Annotated in this window: 16 protein-coding genes; 7 read left to right on the top strand and 9 right to left on the bottom strand. The window is 69.4% G+C overall.

Annotation, left to right across the window (positions count from 1 at the left end; genetic code table 11):
• Window positions 1-105: 105 nt before the first annotated feature.
• The gene (locus ASF71_RS15875; protein ID WP_235514540.1) at window positions 106-660 is read right to left on the bottom strand and encodes a hypothetical protein; all 555 of its coding nucleotides are present in this window, start codon (window positions 658-660) and stop codon (window positions 106-108) included.
• Between the two features lie 98 nt (window positions 661-758).
• On the opposite strand from ASF71_RS15875, the gene ASF71_RS15870 reads away from it, so the two are divergent.
• Both ASF71_RS15870 and ASF71_RS15865 read left to right on the top strand, forming a co-directional pair.
• Window positions 759-2,486 (top strand): PQQ-binding-like beta-propeller repeat protein, encoded by a 1,728-nt coding sequence (locus ASF71_RS15870; RefSeq protein WP_235514538.1) that lies wholly within the window; start codon window positions 759-761, stop codon window positions 2,484-2,486.
• A gap of 132 nt (window positions 2,487-2,618) precedes the next feature.
• Complete coding sequence (locus tag ASF71_RS15865) at window positions 2,619-3,452, top strand: PIG-L family deacetylase (protein WP_056302282.1); 834 nt, start codon at window positions 2,619-2,621, stop codon at window positions 3,450-3,452.
• Between the two features lie 72 nt (window positions 3,453-3,524).
• Here the strand turns inward: ASF71_RS15865 and ASF71_RS15860 are convergent, their stop codons facing one another.
• The 3 genes from ASF71_RS15860 to ASF71_RS15850 are packed head-to-tail and all read right to left on the bottom strand — an operon-like array spanning window position 3,525 to window position 4,530.
• Window positions 3,525-3,830: a roadblock/LC7 domain-containing protein gene (locus ASF71_RS15860; RefSeq protein ID WP_056302126.1), complete on the bottom strand. Its 306-nt coding sequence runs from the start codon at window positions 3,828-3,830 to the stop codon at window positions 3,525-3,527.
• Complete coding sequence (locus ASF71_RS15855) at window positions 3,823-4,161, bottom strand: roadblock/LC7 domain-containing protein (RefSeq protein WP_056302124.1); 339 nt, start codon at window positions 4,159-4,161, stop codon at window positions 3,823-3,825. Before ASF71_RS15855 ends, ASF71_RS15860 begins: the two co-directional genes overlap by 8 nt.
• Before the next feature lie 18 nt (window positions 4,162-4,179).
• A complete protein-coding gene (locus ASF71_RS15850; RefSeq protein WP_056302122.1) occupies window positions 4,180-4,530 on the bottom strand; it encodes a roadblock/LC7 domain-containing protein in 351 nt (116 codons plus the stop codon).
• A gap of 268 nt (window positions 4,531-4,798) precedes the next feature.
• On the opposite strand from ASF71_RS15850, the gene gyrA reads away from it, so the two are divergent.
• From gyrA to ASF71_RS15830, 4 genes are all read left to right on the top strand, one after another.
• Complete coding sequence (gyrA, locus tag ASF71_RS15845) at window positions 4,799-7,234, top strand: DNA gyrase subunit A (protein WP_056302120.1); 2,436 nt, start codon at window positions 4,799-4,801, stop codon at window positions 7,232-7,234.
• Window positions 7,235-7,532: 298 nt separating this feature from the next.
• Entirely contained in the window at window positions 7,533-8,150 is a 618-nt protein-coding gene (locus tag ASF71_RS15840; protein ID WP_056302118.1) for a helix-turn-helix domain-containing protein, read from the top strand.
• A 201-nt stretch (window positions 8,151-8,351) separates the two neighbouring features.
• Window positions 8,352-9,713 carry an FAD-dependent oxidoreductase gene (locus ASF71_RS15835; protein WP_056302115.1) on the top strand — a complete coding sequence of 454 codons (1,362 nt, stop codon included), beginning with the start codon at window positions 8,352-8,354 and terminating at the stop codon, window positions 9,711-9,713.
• Between the two features lie 111 nt (window positions 9,714-9,824).
• Complete coding sequence (locus ASF71_RS15830; protein ID WP_056302113.1) at window positions 9,825-10,817, top strand: NAD(P)/FAD-dependent oxidoreductase; 993 nt, start codon at window positions 9,825-9,827, stop codon at window positions 10,815-10,817.
• A gap of 18 nt (window positions 10,818-10,835) precedes the next feature.
• Here ASF71_RS15830 and ASF71_RS15825 read toward each other — a convergent pair whose 3' ends face one another.
• The gene (locus ASF71_RS15825) at window positions 10,836-11,642 is read right to left on the bottom strand and encodes an AAC(3) family N-acetyltransferase (protein WP_056302110.1); all 807 of its coding nucleotides are present in this window, start codon (window positions 11,640-11,642) and stop codon (window positions 10,836-10,838) included.
• A 164-nt stretch (window positions 11,643-11,806) separates the two neighbouring features.
• A complete protein-coding gene (locus tag ASF71_RS15820; protein ID WP_056302107.1) occupies window positions 11,807-13,960 on the bottom strand; it encodes a glutamine synthetase III in 2,154 nt (717 codons plus the stop codon).
• 372 nt (window positions 13,961-14,332) lie between these two features.
• Between ASF71_RS15820 and glnA the strand changes: the two genes are divergently transcribed.
• Window positions 14,333-15,745, top strand: a complete 1,413-nt coding sequence (glnA, locus tag ASF71_RS15815; protein WP_235514537.1) for a type I glutamate--ammonia ligase — start codon at window positions 14,333-14,335, stop codon at window positions 15,743-15,745.
• Window positions 15,746-15,817: 72 nt separating this feature from the next.
• On the opposite strand, the gene ASF71_RS15810 is transcribed toward glnA, so the two are convergent.
• From ASF71_RS15810 to ASF71_RS15800, 3 genes are all read right to left on the bottom strand, one after another.
• The gene (locus ASF71_RS15810; protein WP_235514536.1) at window positions 15,818-16,468 is read right to left on the bottom strand and encodes an MBL fold metallo-hydrolase; all 651 of its coding nucleotides are present in this window, start codon (window positions 16,466-16,468) and stop codon (window positions 15,818-15,820) included.
• Between the two features lie 4 nt (window positions 16,469-16,472).
• A complete protein-coding gene (gene guaA, locus ASF71_RS15805; protein WP_056302105.1) occupies window positions 16,473-17,990 on the bottom strand; it encodes a glutamine-hydrolyzing GMP synthase in 1,518 nt (505 codons plus the stop codon).
• A gap of 69 nt (window positions 17,991-18,059) precedes the next feature.
• Window positions 18,060-19,814 (bottom strand): hypothetical protein, encoded by a 1,755-nt coding sequence (locus tag ASF71_RS15800; protein WP_056302104.1) that lies wholly within the window; start codon window positions 19,812-19,814, stop codon window positions 18,060-18,062.
• Window positions 19,815-19,876 lie beyond the last annotated feature (62 nt).

Below are 19,876 nucleotides of genomic sequence, written 5' to 3'. Positions count from 1 at the left end.
CGGCGCCCGGCCCGTCTATGGGCGAAAAGCCTTAGAGATGCCGTGTCTCAGACCGGAAAAACCGCGCTCCCATTCCTAGGAGCGCGATCAGGTGAAGCAGCCCGTTTAGAGGCGGCTCATGATGGCCTGGAGGCTGGCGCTGTCCTTCCAGCTCATGCCCTTTTCGACATAGGCGCGGGCCGTCGTGCGGTCGCCGCGCTGCAGGGCGATGTAGGCGAGCTTGGCCGCGCTGAGGCTGGCCCACTCTTTTTCGGTGTCGTTCAGCTCGCCCAGGTTATTCCAAGCGTTGTAGGCGTTGATCCACCACTGGGTCTTGGTGTAGAGCTGCGCGAGGTAGGCGTCGTAGGCGCGGTTGCTCGTGTCCTGGCTGGCCGCCACGTAGGAGGCGTCCACAGCGGCCTTCCAGAGCGTGCGGTCGTAGAAGGGCACGGGGTAGGCCACGTCGGCCTGCACGGCGTACTCCTGGGCGCGGGCGAAGGCGTCGGCCGGCGTCATCATCGTCGTCATCTCGGGCGCGGCGTCGGTCGTCATCGCGGGATCGGTCATGGGAGCCGTTTCCGTGGTCGCCGGGGACGTCTCGGTGGGCGCGGGGGTCGTGGTGTCCTGCGCTGCGGCCAGACCGGCCAGGGCAAACGCGCTCAGCATGAGAATCTTTTTCATAACGGAATTCATCTTAGGACGCTACTTTGACGGGCGTCCATACGGCCCCCTTCACCCCCAACCCACCGTAAAGAGACCGTAAAGGAATTTACTTTCTGATGACCCGACACATGAGAACCGTCTCCGTTCTGACCCTGGCCCTCCTTTATGTAGGCGCCGCCGCCCAGCAGAGCGCGCCCCTGCGCGCCGCGCCCCAGCCCGTCTGGACCCGCGACGTCAAGATCATCTCGCCCATCAGCGTGAGCAGCGGCGGGGACCTGACCTTCGTGGGCAGCGACGCCCGTATCCGGCGCACCGACGCCGCCGGCAAGGAAAAGTGGGCCTTCGCCGTCGGCGACCTCGGCCGCGCGCAGCCCATCGTGACCCCGCAGGGCGACGTCGTGGCCGCCTCCTACGACGACACCCTGTACCGGCTCGACGCGGCCGGCAAGCTCCTGTGGAAGGTCAAGCTCGACGGCGACGTCTTCGCCAGCCCGGCGCTGCGCGGAGACGGCAGCGTGGTGGCGGCGACCGCCAACGGCACCGTCTACGCGGTCAGTGCCCAGGGTCAGGTCCTCTGGAGCTACAAGGTGGGCGCGCCCGTGTTCAGCAGCCCGGCCGTCGGCGCGGACGGCACGGTGTATTTCGGGGCACAGAACAACCGCCTCCATGCCCTGACTCCCGAGGGCAAGCTCAAGTGGAGCTTCGCGGCCGGCTCCCTGATCTTCAGCAGTCCGGCGCTAGACGCCCAGGGCAACGTCTATTTCGGCTCCAGCGACCGCAAGATCTACAGCCTGGACGCCCAAGGCAAACTCCGCTGGAGCCGTCAGACGAACCTGTTCGTGAACGCCAGCCCCATCGTCACCTCGGGCGGGCTCGTCGTCGTGGGCAGCTACGACGGCAGCGTCTACGCCCTCAACACCACCGGTGAGGACGAGTGGGTCTACAAGGCCGGCGCCCCGGTCGCGGCCCCGGCCGCCGAGCTCAGCGACGGCACGGTGGTCGTGGGTGACCTCTCGGGCACCCTGCACGCCATTGGCCCGGCCGGGCAGGCCGTGTGGACACTCAAGACCGGCAAGAAGATCGACACCGGCGTAGCGGTCAGCGACGCGGGCACGCTGTACTTCTCGACCGAGGGCGGGCTTCTGAGCGCCCTGCCCAAGGGACGGCCGCTGGCGAGCGGACCGTGGTCCACTTTCCGGGGGGTACCCGACGGCTGGGGCCGCAGCCTGACCCCCGCCGAGACCCAGGCCCGCGTGCAGGCCCGCCGTGCGGCGGCCACGGTTCCACTGGCCCAGACGCCCTTGGCCCAGGTTCCAGCGGGCCAGACCCCGGCAACGCAGCCTCCGGTGACCGTCACGCCGGCCCCGGTGCGCCCACCGGCCACCCAGACCCCGCCAGCCGCACAGACACCCACCACGCCCACCCGGCCCCAGCCAGCCCCGGCCGCACAGCCCACGCGCACGCCCGCCGAGTGGGCGGCTCTGGCCTCACAGGGCGCGCAGGTCATCGGCGGCCAAGTCTACCTGCCGCTGGGACCGGCCACCTCGGCGCTGGGGCTCAGGGTGGCCCTGCTCACCCCCCGCACCGCCACCCTCAGTGCTCCGGCCCAGGGCGGCGCGGCGGCGACCCGCGGACCCGTACCGGTGGTGTACGTGGCCCGCGCGCCGCTCGTGCCGCTGGCAGCGCTGGCCGGCTGGCCCGGCGTGTCGGCGCGGCTGCGGACCGGGGCGGGCGGCGGTGTGCAGCTCACGCGCGCCGGTCAGAGCACCCTGTTCGTGCTCGACCTGCGGCGCGCCGTGCCCTTCGTCGCCGCGCCCGAGTTCCCGGCGGTCATCCGGCGCTAAGGCCCCCGCCCACTTTCGGCCCGCCCTCGCGGCGGGCTTTTTCGTGGTCGGAGGTCTCCCCCGGCTGGTCTGCCGCCCCAGAAGCGGCCTTCCAGAGGCCCTCCTCCACCTGCGCGCTCTACAGTGACGCCCATGACCCTGAACCCGACCCCCACCCTGCTCGCCGTGTTCGCGCATCCGGACGACGAGGCCTTCAGCGTCGGCGGCACCCTAACGCACTATGCCCGGCGGGGCGTGCGCGTGGTGCTGGCCTGCGCCACGCGCGGCGAGGCCGGCAAGATCACCGTGCCCGGCATGACGGTGGACGACCTCGGCGCGCAGCGCGAGCAGGAGCTGCGTGAGGCCTGCCGCGCCCTGGAGATTCCCGAGCCCGTTTTCCTCGACTATCACGACTCGGGCCGCTACGAGCGCACCCGCACGGACGACCCCGCCGCCCTGATGAACGTCAACCCGCTGACCGTCGAGGTCAAGCTGCGCGTCCTGATCGCCGAGGTGCAGCCGCACGTCATGGTGACCTTCGACCCGCACGGCGGCTACGGCCACGTCGATCACCTCCAGATCCACCGCGCGGCGACCGCGGCCTTTTTCAGCACCGGTCACCTGCCGGGCGGCGGGCCACAGCGCCTGTACTACACCGCCCTGAGCACCGAGGCGGCGCGCGGCCTGGCGCGCATGGGCCAGGACCTCGACCCCCTGGTCTACGGCGTGTCGGAGGACACGGTCGCCGTACAGCTCGACGTGACGCCCTACGCCGCCAACAAGCGCGCCGCCCTGGCCGCCCACGGCACCCAGACCGGCGCCGAGAGCGTGCTCGGCAAGATGTCGGCCGAGGAACGTGAGGCGATGGACCGCCAGATGCTCGGCCGCGAGGGCTTCAGCATCGGTGGGACGCGCACGGCCCTGCTCACCTACCCGCTGCGGGGCCTGTTCGACGGCCTGCCGGGGTTCGAGGCGCTGGACGACTGAACGCCACAGGAATCGGGGCGCGCTCCCTACTACAGCGCGCCCCGGTTCCCTTGGACGGCAGGGTGGAGCGGCCTACAGTCCCAACGCCCGCCGGACCGCGAACCGGACGCGCCCGAGATTGGCCACGTCGTCGAAGGCGGTCATCAGGAGCTGACGCCCGAGCGGCGTGAGCAGCAGCGGACCGCTGTCGAGGTCGAGCAGCAGGTCGTTCCATTCCGGCTCGCCTACCGCGTTCTGGAGGCTCCCCAGCAGGGCGCGCGCCGAGACGGCGACGTCGAGGTCGGGGGGCACGTCGCCGACGTGGGCGACGAGCGCGCCGCCCTCGTCCACCAGGGCGGCGTAACGGACCCCGCGCACCTCCAGGAACGCTTCAATCATCGGCGCCTTCCGGCAGCGTGAGCTCCTGGATCAGCTGGGCGAGCTGCTGCTGCGCCGGCCGGGTGTCCACCCCGCGTGCCAGGGCCGCGCCCAGCACATAGTCGCCGGCCGTGAGGGCCAGAATCTCGATCTGTTCGCCAGTGAGGGCGAAGCGGCTGACCGCGCCCCCGCCCAGGCGGCGGCCGACGCGCTCGGCACTGTCACGCAGCGCGGCGAGTTCGGCCGCGAGGGCCTCTCCGCCCTCACCGACCGTTTCGAGGGCCAGGCCGTCGCGGCCCACCAGGGCGGCGGCGACGAGACCGGGAAGAGTATGCAGGACGTCAAGTTTCATGGTCGCTCACGCAGGGAATCAGAGTTGGGCTTCGAGGCGGCGGGCCGCGTCCCGGCCGTAGAGCCGGGCCTGCCCGAGATTGCTGCGGCCGTCCAGGGCGAGCAGCAGGAAAAAGTCGCTGCCGATGGGCTGCAAAAAGACGCTGAGGGTCTCGCCGCGCAGGTACAGTTCGCGCGTCGTGCCGCCGCCCAGAGTCTGGGTGTAGGCAGCGCTCGCCGAGCGGAGGATACCGGCATGTTCGGCGACCAGCAGATTCAGGTCCGTGTCGGCGTGTGCATATCCTTCCACCAGCAGGCCGTCGAGCCCGCCGATGGCCGCAGCCCAGGCTCCGTTCACGTCCGTCACCAACTGTGTCAGTTCAGCAAGCATCGCCGCGCAGCATAGCGCCGCCGCCGTCACACGCTTCTCACTGCCCGGCACCTTTATCCGTGACCGCAGGGCCCGCTGCCGACTCCGACACTGTTTTTACGGGCATTCTGCGCTAAAATAGGAGCCGTTGAGGAAGGGAACTGTGTTACGCATATAGCGTAATATGCTAGAATCTTTCCATTCCCGGCAGTGGTGCCGGGCGCGCCCCTCCCCCGCTTTCCGCACGGCCGCACCCTCCTGGGTCGGCGGCCGGCCGTATTGGAGCCTGATGACCGGAATTCAGCCTGTTGACATCACCAGTGAAGTCAAGACCAACTTCATCAACTACGCCATGAACGTGATCGTGGACCGCGCGCTGCCCGACGTGCGCGACGGTCTCAAGCCGGTGCAGCGCCGGATCATGTACGCCATGCTGCAAGAAGGCCTGAGCAGCAACCAGAAGCACGCCAAGTCGGCCTCGGTGGTCGGCGAGGTCATGAAGAGGTACCACCCGCACGGCGACACGTCCATCTACGACGCGATGGTGCGGCTCGGGCAGTGGTGGAACATGCGCTACACCATGGTGGACCCGCAGGGCAACTTCGGCTCGATGGACGGCGATATGGCGGCCGCCATGCGGTACACCGAAGCCCGCATGACCAAGCTGGCCGAGGAACTGCTCGCCGACCTCGAAAAAGAGACGGTGGACCTCAAGCCCAACTACGACGAGACGACCCACGAGCCGACCGTCCTGCCCTCGGCGGTGCCCAACCTGCTCATCAACGGCGCCTCGGGCATCGCGGTGGGCATGGCGACGAACATCCCGCCGCACAACCTCACCGAGATCTGCAACGGTCTGCTGGCCCTGATCGACAAGCCCAACATCACGCTCGACGAGATGATGGTGCACGTCAAGGGGCCGGACTTCCCGACCGGCGGGCGCATCAGCTCGGTGGGCATCCGTGAGGCCTTCGCGACCGGGCACTCCGGCCTGAAGGTGCGCGGCAAGGCCCGTATCGACGAGAAGAACGGCCGCTCGCAGATCATCGTGAGCGAAATCCCGTACCAGCTCAACAAGACCAACCTGCTCCAGACCATCAGCGCAATGTACAAGGCGGGCAAAATCCCCGATATCAGCGCGCTGCGTGACGAGTCCGACCGCAAGGAGCCGGTGCGCATCGTCATCGAGCTCAAGCGCGGGGCGATTCCGACCCTGGTCCTGAACCAGCTCTACAAGTACACGCAGCTGCAGTCGACCTACACGGTCATCAATCTGAGCATCGTGAACGGCGAGCCGCGCGTGCTGCCCCTGATCGACACCATGCAGTACTTCCTGACCCACCGTCAGGACGTGGTGACGCGGCGCACCGTGTACGAACTGCGCAAGGCCGAGGAGCGCGCCCATATCCTCGAAGGCCTGATCAAGGCGCTCGGCTCCATCGACGAAGTGATCAGCCTGATCCGCGCGAGCAACACCGGCGCCGAGGCCCGCGACGGCCTGATGGCCCGCTTCGGCCTGAGCGACGTGCAGGCCCAGGCGATCTTGGACATGCGCCTCCAGCGCCTCGTGGGCTTGGAACGCGAGAAGCTTCAGAGCGAGTACACCGAACTCCAGAACGTCATCACGCGCCTGAAGTCCATCCTGGGCGACGAGAAGCTGCTGTGGCGCGAGATCAAGAAGGAAATCCGCGATATCCGCGACCGCTACGGCGACGAGCGGCGCTCGGTGATCACGGCCCTCGAAGAGGACATCGGCAAGGAAGACCTCATCGCCGTCGAGGACATGGTCATCACCATGACCAAGGCCGGCTACCTCAAGCGCACCAATCTGGGGGCCTACCGTGCCCAGGGCCGGGGCGGACGCGGCGCCTCGGGCGGCAAGCTGCGCGAGGAGGACGTGAACACCCGCGTCTTCGTGGGGTCCACCCACGACTACCTGCTGTTCTTCACGGACCAGGGCCGCGTGTTCCACGAGAAGATCTACGACCTGCCGGAAGCGGGCCGCGACGCCAAGGGCACGCACATCCGTAACCTGCTGCCCAGCCTGCGTGAAGAGGAGAACATCGCCTCGGTCCTGAGTGTCGGCGGCTTCGACGCGGCGGGCTGCTTCATCTTCGCCACCAAGAACGGCGTCGTCAAAAAGACCCTCATCACCGACTACTCGAACATCACGTCGGCGGGCCTGATCGCCATCAACCTGCAGGCGGGCGACGAGCTGATCGGTGTGGGAATCGTGCAGGACAGCGACCACGTGGTCCTCGCCACCCAGAACGGCAAGGCGATGCGTTTCGAGGCCGAGGAGGTGCGCGCCACGGGCCGCGCCACCCAGGGCGTCATCGGCATCCGCCTGCGCGACGGTGAGGACGACGCGGTGGTCAGCATGGCCCTGATCCCGGCCACCGACGAGGGCGTCGAGCTGTTGGCCGTCAGCGAGTACGGCCTGGGCAAGCGCACGCCCATCAGCGACTACCCGGCCAAGGGGCGTGGCGGCATGGGCGTCATCACGCTCGACGTGACCGACAAGACCGGCAAACTGGTCACGCTGGCGCGCGTCGCAGGCGACGAGGAACTCATGGTCCTGACCGAGAAGGGCACCGTGATCCGCACCCGCGTCGAGGAAGTGCGCGTGACCGGCCGCAACGCCCAGGGCGTGAAGGTCATCAACATCGGCGACAAGGACTGCGTCATCAGCGCCTTCCCCATCCGCCGCGAAGACGAACTCTAAGTCCTGTCCCGGCAGGAGGCGCCCCCCAGTCGGGTGGGCGCTTTTTTTGCCTCCTGTTCGTGACCTCCGTCTTGCCTGAGTAGACAGTGAGACTTGGCTCAATAGGAAGGATTCTCAATTAAGCGTGTCACACACCCTTTTTCATCTCCCTATTCGAAGGTCAGTTAGTGGGCTAAACACCGGTTAAAGAAACAAAACTGTTTACAAAAAGGCCGATTTCGGTTACACTGTGTTCAACGTTAGGAAGGACCGAAGGGGCCCTCCCCAATACGACACCAACGCCCAGGAGGCGACGCAAATGACACAGACCAGCCAAATGCAGACCAACCGCACCTTTGTCGATACCGTGACCTACCGTCCCGGCGCGGTGATCCTCTACCCCGGTAAGAGCGACATGCTCTACCGCGTGTCGAGCGGTCTGGTGCGCGTGCACACGATGGACGATGACGGTAACGGCCTGACCCTGCGCTACGTCAAGCCCGGCGAATACTTCGGCGAAGAAGCCCTGGCCGGCGTGAACCGCGCCTACTTTGCCGAGGCTGTGACCGACAGCGCCATCGACGTCATCAACCCCGCCCTGATGAGCGCCGAGGACAACCTCGTCGTGACCACCCATCTCGTCCGCACGCTGGAGCGCGCCTACGAGAGCATCTACCGCCTAGTGGGCAAGCGCCTGCGCGCCCGCATCGCCGGCGAACTGCTCGAATTGCGCGATACCGCGCTGGCCACCCAGCTCGACAGCGGCGAGACCATGATCTACGCCACGCACGACGAACTGGCCGCCGCCGTGGGCAGCGTGCGCGAGACCGTGACCAAGGTCGTGGGCGAGCTCAGCCGCGAGGGCGTCATCAGCGCCGGCTACGGCAAGATCACGCTCAAGAACCAGAAGGCCCTCGCCGACATCGCCGCCGCGTAAGCGCAGCACAGGCACTCACCGTCATCCGGAAAACCGGATGGCGTTTTTTTGGCGTGTGGCGCGCGAGTTGTGGCCTGCCGGCGCTGTGGCCTGCTCTATAGACCACGCGGTACAGGCAGCACGCCTCCCGATGTAGACCTCTGACGCCGCCACCGCCGTTTGGGGGTGACAAGCCAGGGGGCAGTCCCTAAACTCGACTGCGTGACTCAGGTTTATTCTCCCGAACGGCCCCTGCGTGTGGCTGTGATCGGCAGCGGTCCCAGCGGCGTGTTCGCCGCCGAGGCGCTGCTCAAGCAGACGAGCTTTCCGGCCGAAGTGGACGTGTTCGACCGGCTGCCCACCCCCTACGGGCTGGTGCGCTACGGCGTGGCGCCCGACCACCTCACCATCAAGAGCGTGACCCGGGGCTTCGAGAAGACCCTCTCGGACCCGCGCGTGCGCTTTCTGGGCAACGTGGAATTCGGGCGCGACCTGACGCACGCCGAGGCCCTGGCCCACTACGACGCCGTGATCTACACGGTCGGGGCCAGCAGCGACCGCCGCCTGGGCATTCCGGGCGAGGACCTCGCGGGCAGCATGAGCGCCACCGAATTCGTCGCTTGGTACAACGGCCACCCCGACGCGGCGGCGCGCGAGATGCTGCTGCACGCGGGCGGCGTGGCCGTCGTCGGCGTGGGCAACGTGGCGCTGGACGTGAGCCGCATCCTCGTCAAGACCGTGGCCGAACTGCGAGGGTCCGACATCGCCGAGCACGCCCTGAAGGCGCTGGAACGCAGTCAGGTCAAGGACGTGTACGTGCTGGGCCGCCGTGGTCCCGCGCAGGCCAACTTCACGACCAAGGAACTGCGCGAGTTCGGAGAACTGAGCGACGCCGACCCGGTCGTGATGCCGGCCGACGTGCAGCTCGGCGAGGCCGAGGAAGCCGCCATCACCGACAACGTCAAGCGCAAGAACGTGGAGGTGCTGCGCGAGTTCGCGGTGCGCACGCCCGAGGGCAAGGACCGCCGTATCCACCTGCGCTTTCTGGTGTCTCCGGTCGAGATTCTGGACGACGGCCAGGGCAACGTGGCCGGCCTGAAGATCGAGCGCAACCGCCTGGACGAGCGGGGCAACGCCGTGGGCACCGGCGAGTACGAGACGCTGCCCGTGCAGATGGTGCTGCGCTCGGTGGGCTACCGGGGCGTGCCTCTGGAGGGCGTCCCCTTCGACGAGCGCCGGGGCGTGATTCCGAACACGGAGGGCCGCGTCGAGGGCCGCCCCGGCGAGTACACCGCCGGCTGGATCAAGCGCGGCCCCAGCGGCGTGGTCGGCACCAACCGCAAGGACGCCACCGACACCGTCGCCCTCCTGCTGGCCGACGCGCAGGCCGGCGCACTGCCCACACCTGCACAGCCCAGCCGGGAAGCGGTGGACGCCCTGCTGGCCGGCAAGGGCGTGGACGTGTACACCTTCGGCGACTGGCAGGCGCTTGACGCCCACGAGCTGAGCGAGGGCCAGGCCCAGGGCCGCCCGCGCCACAAGGTCGTGGACCTCGCCGAGATGCTCTCGCACCGCCGCCGCTGAGGCGCGCGACGTTCGGAAGGCTCCCCCGGTCCGGTGGGGAGTTTTTCGTTGGTGCCCCGGACCCTGTACGCCGACCCTTTGTGCGCCTCCGGCCTGCGTCATACTCGCCGCATGACGAGCGGGACAGGCACGGAACACAGCGAGATTCTGGTGGTGGGCGGCGGCCCGGCGGGGCTGTACGCGGCTTTCTACGCGGCGTGGCGCGGCCTGAGCGTGCGGCTGCTCGAAGCGCGCGGCGAGCTGGGCGGGCAGCTCACGGCGCTGTACCCCGACAAGCGGGTCTACGACGTGCCGGGCCTGCCCGAAGCCCGCGCCGCCGATATCATCGCCGGGCAGGTGCGGCAACTGGACGGCTTGGACGTAACATCCGAACTGCGGACCGTGGCGCACGGCCTGGAGGCGCGGCCAGACGGCGGCTGGACCGTGCGGACCAACCGGGGCGACTTCACGGCGGGCGCCGTGATTCTGACGGCGGGCATGGGTGCCCTATTGCCGCGCGAGGCGCGGGTGCCAGGCGCCGCCTCGCACCCCGACGTGCGCAGCGACGTGCCCGAACCCGCCGAACTGGCCGGCCGCCGCGTGCTCGTCGTGGGCGGCGTGCCGCAGGCCACCCGCGCCGCACTGGAACTCGCCGCGGCCGGGGCCGCCGTGACCCTCACCCACCGCCGACTGGGCTTCCGGGGCAGCCCGGGAGAACTTGACGCGCTCGAAGAGGCCCGGGCCGGGGGCCGGCTGAGCGTGCTGGCCCCAGCAGTCCTCGTCAACCTCGTGCCCGGCGGCGCACATCTCACGGTGGACGGCGAGCCGGTGCGCGTCCCGGCCGACACGGTCCTGATCCTGGGGGGCTACCTGCCCGACCTCTCCCCTCTCCAGAGCTGGCCGCTGGACTGGCAGGGCGAGTACGTTCCCGACGGCCTCGGCGGGCAGACCGCCCTGCCGGGGGTATATGTGGCCGGCGACCTCGCGAAGTCGGGCGGCGACTTCAAGCTCATCTCGCTGGCTTATGCCCAGGCGGCGATGGCCGCGAACCACGCCGCGCACCATGTCCGGCCCGAACTGCGGGTGCGGCCCGGTCACAGCAGCGAGCAACGGGTCCAGCTCTAGAGCCCGGCGGCGGTCGGCTCAGGGGTGGGCCGCCGGGTGAGGCCGGGGCGAGAGCCCCCCCGCGCGCACCGTCTCACGCACCTGCTGGCAGCGGCAACTGCGGTAGGTGCACAGCAAGGCCTCGGGGTCCCGGTTGAGCAGCTTCACCGTCTCGTCCACGAGGTCGCGCACGCGGTAGAGCCGCAGTAGCGATCCGCTCAGCGACACCTGCGCGCCCTGCACATACGGTTCCAGGCGGTCAAAGTCGGCCGAGCAGTTGGGGAACGCCGTGGGAACCACCGCCCCGTCCTGCGGCACGTAGCGCGTGAGCAGCGGCATTCCGGCCAGATACTCGCCGTAGTGCACGGTCGTGTTGCTGCCGAAATCCACGCCCATCAGCAGAGCGTAGCCGTCCAGGTCGTACAGCGTCCCCACCGGCTGGTACGGGCTGGCGAGGGTCTGCACCTCGGTGACCTGCCGCGCGTGCTCGCCCAGCGCGATGAAGCTCAGGGCCGGGTGAAAGGACCGCACGGCCTCCGGGCGCTCGACCATCTCCTGCGGCACCCGCCCGATGTCGCGGCTCACCCGCGAGTCGCGGCTGAACCGGACGTTGGTAGAGGCGGCCGGGCGGCTGAGCAGCGTGTTGTAGGTGAAGGCCGGGGCCACCAGCGTGTTGGTGCGGCCCAGCAGGGTGTCCACCACCGTTCTGGCTCCGCCCTCCAGCGACCCGAAGGACCGCAGGCTGGCGTGGACCATCACCGACTGCGAGCCGTCGAGGCCCAGGGCCGCGAGCGCCTCGTCCAGTTCGGCGGGGGTCACGGCGAGTCGGCGCAGGATGTTCAGCACGCCCCCCAGTGTACGCCGGCCAGCCCCAGGGCGCTTTGAGAAGGACGTAAGACTTGGGCGCGGAGGTGGGCCGCAGGAGCCGCAGCGCTGCCTCGCCCCCGCCCACCCCGTCGCACCAGAAACGGAGCGCCGCCGCAGCCGCGCCCCGTTCCGGAGTACCGTCCCTACTTCACGAACAGCATCTGGCGGTAGATCGGCATGGGCCAGAACTTGCCGGCAACCAGACGTTCCAGGCGGTCGGAGGCGTTGCGCACGTCAGCCATCGCGGGCAGCACGGCGTCACGCATGTGGTGGGCCTTCTCGTGAACCTCGTCGCCGCCCAGCGCCGCGTTCTGCTCGCGCAGCTTCTGGAGGGCGTCGTACAGCTCGTCGGCGACCCCGCCCACTTCCTGGCTCACGCCCTGGGCCGCGCGCCCGCCCCCGGCCCGGCCGAGTTCCGAGAGATAGGACAGCGCGGCGGGCAGAATCTGGGTCTGCGCGACGTACTCGGTGGTCTCGCCCTCGATGTTCACGGTCTTGAAGTAGATGTCGTACATGATTTCCTGGCGGGCGTCGAGCTCACGGCCGTTCAGGATGCCGAACTTGCTGAACAGTTCGGCGTTCTTCGCGCTGTTCAGGTGCTCGATGGCGTCCAGGGTGGTGCGCAGGTTGAGCAGGCCGCGCTCCTGCTCGGCTTCCTCGTGCCACGCCGACGAGTAGCCGTCGCCGTTGAAGATGATGCGCTCGTGCTTCTTGTAGGTCTCGCGCACCACTTTGGCCACGGCCGTGTCGAGATCCGAACCCTCGAGCGCCGCTTCCAGCTCGGCCGTCAGGGCCACGACAGCGTCGGCCACGATGGTGTTCAGGACCGTGATCGGGAAGGAGATGCTCTGCGAGCTGCCCACCGCGCGGAACTCGAACTTGTTGCCGGTGAAGGCAAAGGGGCTGGTGCGGTTGCGGTCGCCGGCGTGCACCGGAATCTCGGGCAGGACGCTGCTGCCCAGGCCCATCAGGCCCACCGACTTGCCCGCGCCGCCTTGGCCGCTGACGAGGCGGTCGAAGATGTCGGTCAGTTCGCTGCCCAGGAAGATCGAGATGATCGCGGGCGGCGCCTCGTTGGCCCCGAGGCGGTGGTCGTTGCTGGCGCTCGCCACGCAGGCGCGCAGCAGGTCCTGGTGCTCGTCCACGGCCTTGATGACGGCCGAGCAGAAGAACAGGAACTGCATGTTCTCGTGCGGCGTGTCGCCGGGGTCGAGCAGGTTCTCGCCCTTGTTGGTGCTCATGCTCCAGTTGCAGTGCTTGCCCGAGCCGTTGATGCCGGCAAAAGGTTTTTCGTGCAGCAGTGCGACGAGGCCGTACTTGCGGGCCGTCGTGCGCAGCACCTGCATGATGAGCTGCTGGTGGTCGGCAGCGATGTTGCTGTCCTCGAAGATCGGGGCGATCTCGAACTGGCCGGGCGCAACCTCGTTGTGGCGGGTCTTGACCGGAATGCCCAGCGCGTAGAGCTGCATCTCGGCGTCGGTCATGAAGCTCAGGACGCGGTCGGGAATGGCCCCGAAGTAGTGGTCCTCAAGTTCTTGGCCGCGCGGGGGCTGCGCGCCGAACAGGGTGCGCCCGCTCATCACGAGATCGGTGCGGCGGTAGAAATACTCCTCATCGATCAGGAAGTATTCCTGCTCGGCGCCCAGGCTGCTGCCCACACGGGTGCCCTCGGACGCGCCGAAGAGCTTCAGGGCGGGGGTCACGGTCTTGTTCAGGGCCTCGACGCTGCGCAGCAGCGGGGTCTTGAGGTCAAGCGCCTCCCCGGTCCACGAGGCGAAGACGCTCGGGATACACAGCGTCGCGCCGTTGGTGTGCCGGATGATGAACGCGGGGCTACTGGGGTCCCAGGCGGTGTAGCCGCGCGCCTCGAAGGTCGCGCGCAGGCCGCCCGAGGGGAACGAGCTGGCGTCGGGCTCGGCCTGAATGAGTTCCTTGCCCGAAAACGACATGATCGCCACGCCGTCGCCGGCCGGATTCAGGAACGAGTCGTGCTTCTCGGCGGTCGAGCCGGTCAGCGGCTGGAACCAGTGGGTGTAGTGGGTCGCGCCCTGCTCCATGGCCCAGGTCTTCATGGCCAGCGCCACGGTGTCGGCGATGCTGGCGTCAAGCTGCTCGCCGCGCTCCACGGTGGCCTGCAGGCTCTTGTAGGCCGGCTTGGACAGCCGGGTCTTGAGCTGGTCTAGGGTCAGCACGTCGCTGGCAAACAGGTCCCTCACGAGCTCGCCAGGGGTGGCCGTCGTGGTCTTGTCCACGTCCCAGTTGCGCGCGGCGGATCTCACATCGAAGTCTGGATTCATGTCGCTCCCTCTGGTCGGCGGGCCTGTGCTCCCGGAGATGGCCGGGGTGGCGTTCGCATCCCCGATTCCCGGCCCCCGGTGTGCGGCGCCTGAGCGGCCCCACCGACTTCGGGGGGAGTATATGAAAAAACTAAAGGGGGGCAACGCATTCCCTGAACAAGTTGTCCAGAAGTTCGGGCCAGAGTCCCCCCGGCCGCACCGAAACTGCACTTTGTTTCATGGTGTGTAGACAGGTGTCCAGATGTGGGCTGACATCCTGCACCGTACCCGGCGGCGCGGCGGCCCACCGCGGCGAGGCAGCGGGAGGGTATCTGCGCCGGTCCGCGCCCGTCTCGGGCATGATGGGGCCATTCCCGGAGGTTGAGAGCAGGTATGACGTCCCCAGATTCCAAGAACCAGTCGGCCAAGAACCAGACGGCGAAAAAAACGCCCACCCCCGGCAAATCCGTGCCGAGCAAACAGAGCATCCTCGACGAGTTGCAGCAGGGCGAGGTCAAATTTCTCAGGCTCCAGTTCACGGACATCCTGGGCACGACCAAGAACGTGGAGGTGCCGGGGTCGCAGTTCGAGAAGGCCCTGAACGGCGACGTGACCTTCGACGGCAGCGCGGTCGAAGGCTTCACGCGCGTCGAAGAATCCGACATGCTGCTGCGCCCGGACCTCTCCACGTTCCTGATCTACCCGCAGTTCTCGCGCGAGGAAGGCGAGCGCGGGCGCGTGGCACGGCTCATCTGCGACGTGACGCTGCCCGACGGCACACCCTTCGGCGGTGACCCCCGGCGGGTGCTCCAGGGACAGATCGCGCGCGCCCGGCAGCTGGGCTTCGAGATGTTCGTGGGCACCGAACCCGAGTTCTTCCTGTTCGAGCGCACGCCCGGCGGCCTGGGCAGCACAGTCACGCACGACAAGGCCGGCTATTTCGACCTCGCGCCCATCGACAAAGGCGAGCGCATCCGCCGCGAGATCGTGAACAAGCTCCTCCAGATGGGATTCGACATCGAGGCCGCGCACCACGAGGTCGCGCCCGGCCAGCACGAGATCGACTTCCGGTACGCGCCCGCTCTGGAAACGGCCGACCGCATCGCCACCTTCAAGTTCGTGGTCAAGCGCGTGGCGCTGGAGTACGGCCTGCTGGCGAGCTTCCTGCCCAAACCGCTGGAGAACGTAAACGGCAGCGGAATGCACTGCCACCTGAGCCTATTCAGAGACGGCCAGAACGCGTTCGCCGACCCGGAGCACGAGTATGGCCTCTCGCAGATAGCGCTGCACTTCATCGCCGGCCTGCTGGACCACGCCGGGGCCATCGCGGCCATCACCAACCCGCTGGTGAACAGCTACAAGCGCCTCGTCCCGGGGTTCGAAGCCCCGGTGAACATCGCCTGGAGTACGAGTAACCGCTCGGCCTTGATCCGCATTCCGGCCAAGCGCGGCAACTCGACCCGCGCCGAGGTCCGGATGCCCGACCCGAGCTGCAACCCCTACCTCGCCCTGGCCGCCATGCTCGCCGCCGGCCTGGACGGCATCGAGCACAAGATGGAGCCGCCCCCCGCCATCCAGCGCAACATCTTCAAGATGACGGTGCGCGAAAAGCGCCACCACCGCGTCAAGGAACTGCCCGCCGACCTGCGCGAGGCGGTGGACGAGCTGGAAAAGGACGAGGTGATCGCCCAGGCGCTCGGGGAACACGTCATGGACCATTTCGTGGCGGCCAAACGCGCCGAGTGGCGGCAGTACAGCGCGACCGTGCACCAGTGGGAGCTCGACCGCTACCTCGACCTGATCTGAACGAACACCGGCCCGGAGAGCCCCCAGCCCTGCACGGGCCGCGCAAGTGACTGGGGGTGTGCTCCGCCGAGGTCAGTCGTCCCGGGTGGCCCGCGCCCGCACCTGCGCCGGGGTCAGGGGACCGCCGTGGCCCGGCAGGATGACCTCCAGGTCGAGGTCAGCCATCTCCCGCAGGGTCAGCAGCGCCCGCGCGTGGTCCCAGTTGTAGGCCTCGCGCGGCAGATGCGCGCCGTCTCCCGAGGCGAGCACCGCGTCGGCGGCGACGAGCACCCCGCCGCGCCGCAGCCCGATCTGGCCGTCGGTATGGCCGGGCAGGTGCACGACCTCCCAGCCACGCAGGGTGTCGCCGGGGCCTATGGCCTGCACCTGTTCGGCGCGCGGCCAGGGGTGCAGGCGCGAGGCCAGTGCCCCCAGACCGGGCTGCCCGGCGGGGTAGGGCAACTCGTGGCGCTGGCCGGTCAGGCGGGCGTGTTCCAGCGGGTGCGTCAGCAGAGGCACGCCGGCACGGGCCGCCAGCCAGGCGTTACCGGCATGGTCGAGGTGACTGTGAGTGAGCAGCGCCGCGTCCGGCCGGAACTCGCGCAGCAACCGCGCGAAAGCCGGGGCGTGGGTCAGCGTGCCCGAGTCCACCAGAACGCGGCCCTGCGGGCTGCTCAGCAGGTACACGTTGGCGTACAGGGGGATGACCTGCACACCGGGGGCGACCGGACTCAGGCCTGCCAAGGGCTCATTCCCACTCGATGGTGGCCGGCGGCTTACCCGTGATGTCGTAGACCACGCGGTTGATCTCGTGGACCTGATTCACGATGCGGTTGCTCATGGTCGCCAGAAAGTCGTAGGGCAGTCTCGCCCACTCGGCGGTCATGAAGTCGTCAGTGGTCACGGCCCGCAGGGCGGCGGTGTAGGCGTAGGTGCGCTCGTCGCCCATCACGCCGACTGACTGGATGGGCGTGAGGATCGCCAACGCCTGCGAGCAGCCGTCGTACAGCCCGAACTCGCGCAGCCCCGAGATGAAGATGTCGTCCACCCGTTTGAGGATGTCGAGCTTCTCCTCGCTGATGGCCCCCAGGCAGCGGATGGCGAGGCCGGGGCCGGGGAAGGGATGGCGCGTGCGCACGGCCTCGGGCAGCCCCAGCAGGCGGGCGATCTCGCGGACCTCGTCCTTGAACAGGGTGCGGAAGGGCTCCACGAGTTTGAAGGCGAGGTCGTCGGGCAGGCCGCCGACGTTGTGGTGGCTCTTGATGTTCGCCGCGCCCTCGCCGCCCGCCGACTCGATCACGTCGGGGTACAGCGTGCCCTGCGCCAGGAAGTCGAAGGGACCGTACTCGCGGGCCTCGCGCTCGAAGGCCCGGATGAACTCGCGCCCGATGATCTTGCGCTTCTGCTCGGGGTCCGAGACGCCGTCCAGCGCCCCCATGAATTCGGCGCGGGCGTCCACGGTCACGAGGTTCACGCCCAGGGGCTTCAGGGCCGCCTCGACCTGTTCGCGCTCGCCCAGCCGCAGCAGGCCGTGGTCGATGAACACTGCCGTCAGCTTTTCGCCGACCGCGCGCGCCAGCAGCAGCCCCAGCGTGGAGCTGTCCACCCCGCCCGAGATGGCGAGCAGGACGCGGCCATCCCCGACCTGAGCCCGCACGCCGTCCACGAGTTCCTCGATGATGTGCTCGGCGTTCCAGTCGCGCGCCACGCCGCAGATCTCCAGGAAGTTGGCGAGGAGCTGCCCGCCCTTGGGCGTGTGCACGACCTCGGGGTGGAACTGCACGCCGTAGCGCCGCGTGACCGGGTTCTCGATGGCGGTTACGGGCGTGTCCTCGGTCTCGGCCACGACCTCGTAGCCCTCGGGCAGACGGGTCACCGAGTCGCTGTGGCTCATCCAGGCGACGAACTCGCCCTGGATGCCGGCGAAGAGCTGCCCGCCATAGCGCGTCAGGTCAGCCTTGCCGTACTCGCGTTTGCCCGCGCGCTTGACGTCGCCGCCCGCCTCATGCGCGAGGAACTGCATGCCGTAGCACACGCCCAGGACCGGCACGTCGAGGTCCAGCACGCCGGGGGCCGGACGGGGCGCATTCGCGTCGTAGACGCTGCTGGGGCCGCCCGACAGCACGACGCCCTGGGGGTTCTCCTGCTGGATGCGTTCCAGGCTCGCGGTGCCGGGAAGAATGACGCTGTATGCGCCGAGCTCACGGAAACGCCGGGCGATCAGGCGCGTGAACTGGCTGCCGAAGTCGAGAATGACGACACTCACGGCCCCGATTGTCTCACGGCCGGGCGCGCCGGGGGGCGGGCGGGCTGGACGCCCCCGCCGCACGCCGCCTCAGCGGCCGAGTTCGATCCGCACGGGCGCCGCTGCCGGCACCGTCACACTCACGGTTTCGGGGGTGAAGCCGTCGGCGGCGACCCGCACGCGGTAGGTGCCCGCCGAAGGCAGGCGCACGGTGCCGGGCACCGTTCCCAGAACCGCGCCGGGGGACAAGTCCGCGCCCGCTGGAGCCTGCGCGAGCGTGAGCCTCACCCCCGACGCCGGCGCCGCGCCGCTCAGCTCGAACTGCACCGAGCAGCACGCCGCGGCGGTCACTCCCTGCGGTTGCGCCCGTCCCTGCCCCCAGGCCCAGAGCCCCCCGAGCACCAGGACGAGCAGCGCAGCGACAAGCACCGGCCAGCGCCAGCGCTCCAGGTCGCCTGCCGGGCGCCGCTGGCCCGGCGCGGGCGCCGCGTCCCGGGTACCGCGCTGCCAGCCCCCGCCCGCCGCCGCTCCGGTAGCCTCGTTCCAGCGCAGCCGCATGGGCCGCAGCTCCCGGCGGGGCGCGGTCTCCTTCCGTTCCTCTTCCGGACCCAGCGACGGGGGTCGCGTGGGGGGCGTCAGGGGTGGGGCGGCGGCTTTGGCCTGCGCTTCGGCCTCGGCGGCGGCCCGCATCCGGCGGCGACGTTCCTGGGGCGTGACCGCCGGGTCGCTCAGTTCCGGGGAAGCCGGGGCCACCGGGACGGCTGCCGTCAGGGCTCCGGAGGGAGCAGGGTCGGCCTGGGGAACGGGCGGAGGCAGAGAGACTTCCGCCGTGGGCCCGACCGCCGGAGCGGCTGTCCGCTGCTCGGTCCGCGCCGCGTCGGCCCGCAGGCGTTGGCGTGCCTGCGCGCCGGCCCCACGTTTGGGTCTGGACGGGGCAAGCGGCGCAGCGGCTCCGCCGGCCGGTGCGGGCGCAGGCGCGGCCGTGGCGATCAACACGACCTCGCCGGGTTCATCGGTGGCCGGTCCGGCAGCGACAGAAGCCTCGGAGGCTAGAGGCTGAGAACCCCCTGACGGCTCCTCAGGAAGGGCCGGCTGGGCCACCGGGTCCGCCGCGGCCGGTCCCAGATCGAACACCTGCGCGGTGAGCGGCGCCGGGGAAGCCAGGGGCGGAATCACGGCCAGCGGAGCGACCGCCGTAGGAATGGGTGAGGCCTCGGCCGGGGCAGGCGGGACAGACCGGGTACGCGGCGGGGCGGACACGTCCCGGGGCTGAGCCGCCTGGGAGCCGGAGCCCCCCCACGAGAGTCGCCGCAGCGCGTCGCTCGCGCTCAGGGTTTCGGGGGCCGAGCGCAAGGTCTCCAGACCGGCGGGCAGGCCGCCCAGGGCGCCGAGGGCCACGGCGAGGTCCCGCAGGTCGTCGGCCGGCGACGCCGCCGTCGGTAGGCCCGCACCCGAGAGCCGGACCTGGCCGTCCACGCTCCACAGATGCGCGGCGCTCACCTGCCCGTGTACCAGTCCCTGCCGGTGCAGCGCGTCGAGCGCCTGCAGGGCCCCGCGCGCCGCCAGCCGGGCGTCGGTGGCGGGCACGGCCTGAAGGGGCAGCTCGGTGACCACGAACTCGCCCTCTCCGGGCAGCGAGAGCAGGTCGCTGGGCGGCAGCAGCGCGGGGTGGCCGGGCAGCGTGGGCAGGGTGTCCAGCGCGGCCGTGAGCGGCTGGAGCACCACCGGAATACCGGTGAGGCGGTCGGTGGCCCACAGGGGCCACGCCGCGCCGCTGGGGGGCTGTGCGGCGGCCCCGTCCCCGGAGGAAGAGCGCGCCAGCACGTAGGGACCGATGGACTTCATCTCGGCCCATTATAGGAACGCGGGCGCCCCGGCGCGCCGAGGGCTGGGCAGGGGGTATGTGA

The organism is Deinococcus sp. Leaf326, assembly GCF_001424185.1.
Lineage (GTDB): Bacteria > Deinococcota > Deinococci > Deinococcales > Deinococcaceae > Deinococcus.
Note: the sequence above shows the minus strand (reverse complement) of the source record. Positions and strands in the feature narration are given on the sequence as shown.

Coding starts and splice junctions, on each gene's coding strand:
- ASF71_RS15875 (WP_235514540.1), bottom strand. CDS start 660: ATGAAAAAGATTCTCATGCTGAGCGCGTTTGCCCTGGCCGGTCTGGCC.
- ASF71_RS15870 (WP_235514538.1), top strand. CDS start 759: ATGACCCGACACATGAGAACCGTCTCCGTTCTGACCCTGGCCCTCCTT.
- ASF71_RS15865 (WP_056302282.1), top strand. CDS start 2,619: ATGACCCTGAACCCGACCCCCACCCTGCTCGCCGTGTTCGCGCATCCG.
- ASF71_RS15860 (WP_056302126.1), bottom strand. CDS start 3,830: ATGATTGAAGCGTTCCTGGAGGTGCGCGGGGTCCGTTACGCCGCCCTG.
- ASF71_RS15855 (WP_056302124.1), bottom strand. CDS start 4,161: ATGAAACTTGACGTCCTGCATACTCTTCCCGGTCTCGTCGCCGCCGCC.
- ASF71_RS15850 (WP_056302122.1), bottom strand. CDS start 4,530: ATGCTTGCTGAACTGACACAGTTGGTGACGGACGTGAACGGAGCCTGG.
- gyrA (WP_056302120.1), top strand. CDS start 4,799: ATGACCGGAATTCAGCCTGTTGACATCACCAGTGAAGTCAAGACCAAC.
- ASF71_RS15840 (WP_056302118.1), top strand. CDS start 7,533: ATGACACAGACCAGCCAAATGCAGACCAACCGCACCTTTGTCGATACC.
- ASF71_RS15830 (WP_056302113.1), top strand. CDS start 9,825: ATGACGAGCGGGACAGGCACGGAACACAGCGAGATTCTGGTGGTGGGC.
- ASF71_RS15820 (WP_056302107.1), bottom strand. CDS start 13,960: ATGAATCCAGACTTCGATGTGAGATCCGCCGCGCGCAACTGGGACGTG.
- glnA (WP_235514537.1), top strand. CDS start 14,333: ATGACGTCCCCAGATTCCAAGAACCAGTCGGCCAAGAACCAGACGGCG.
- ASF71_RS15800 (WP_056302104.1), bottom strand. CDS start 19,814: ATGAAGTCCATCGGTCCCTACGTGCTGGCGCGCTCTTCCTCCGGGGAC.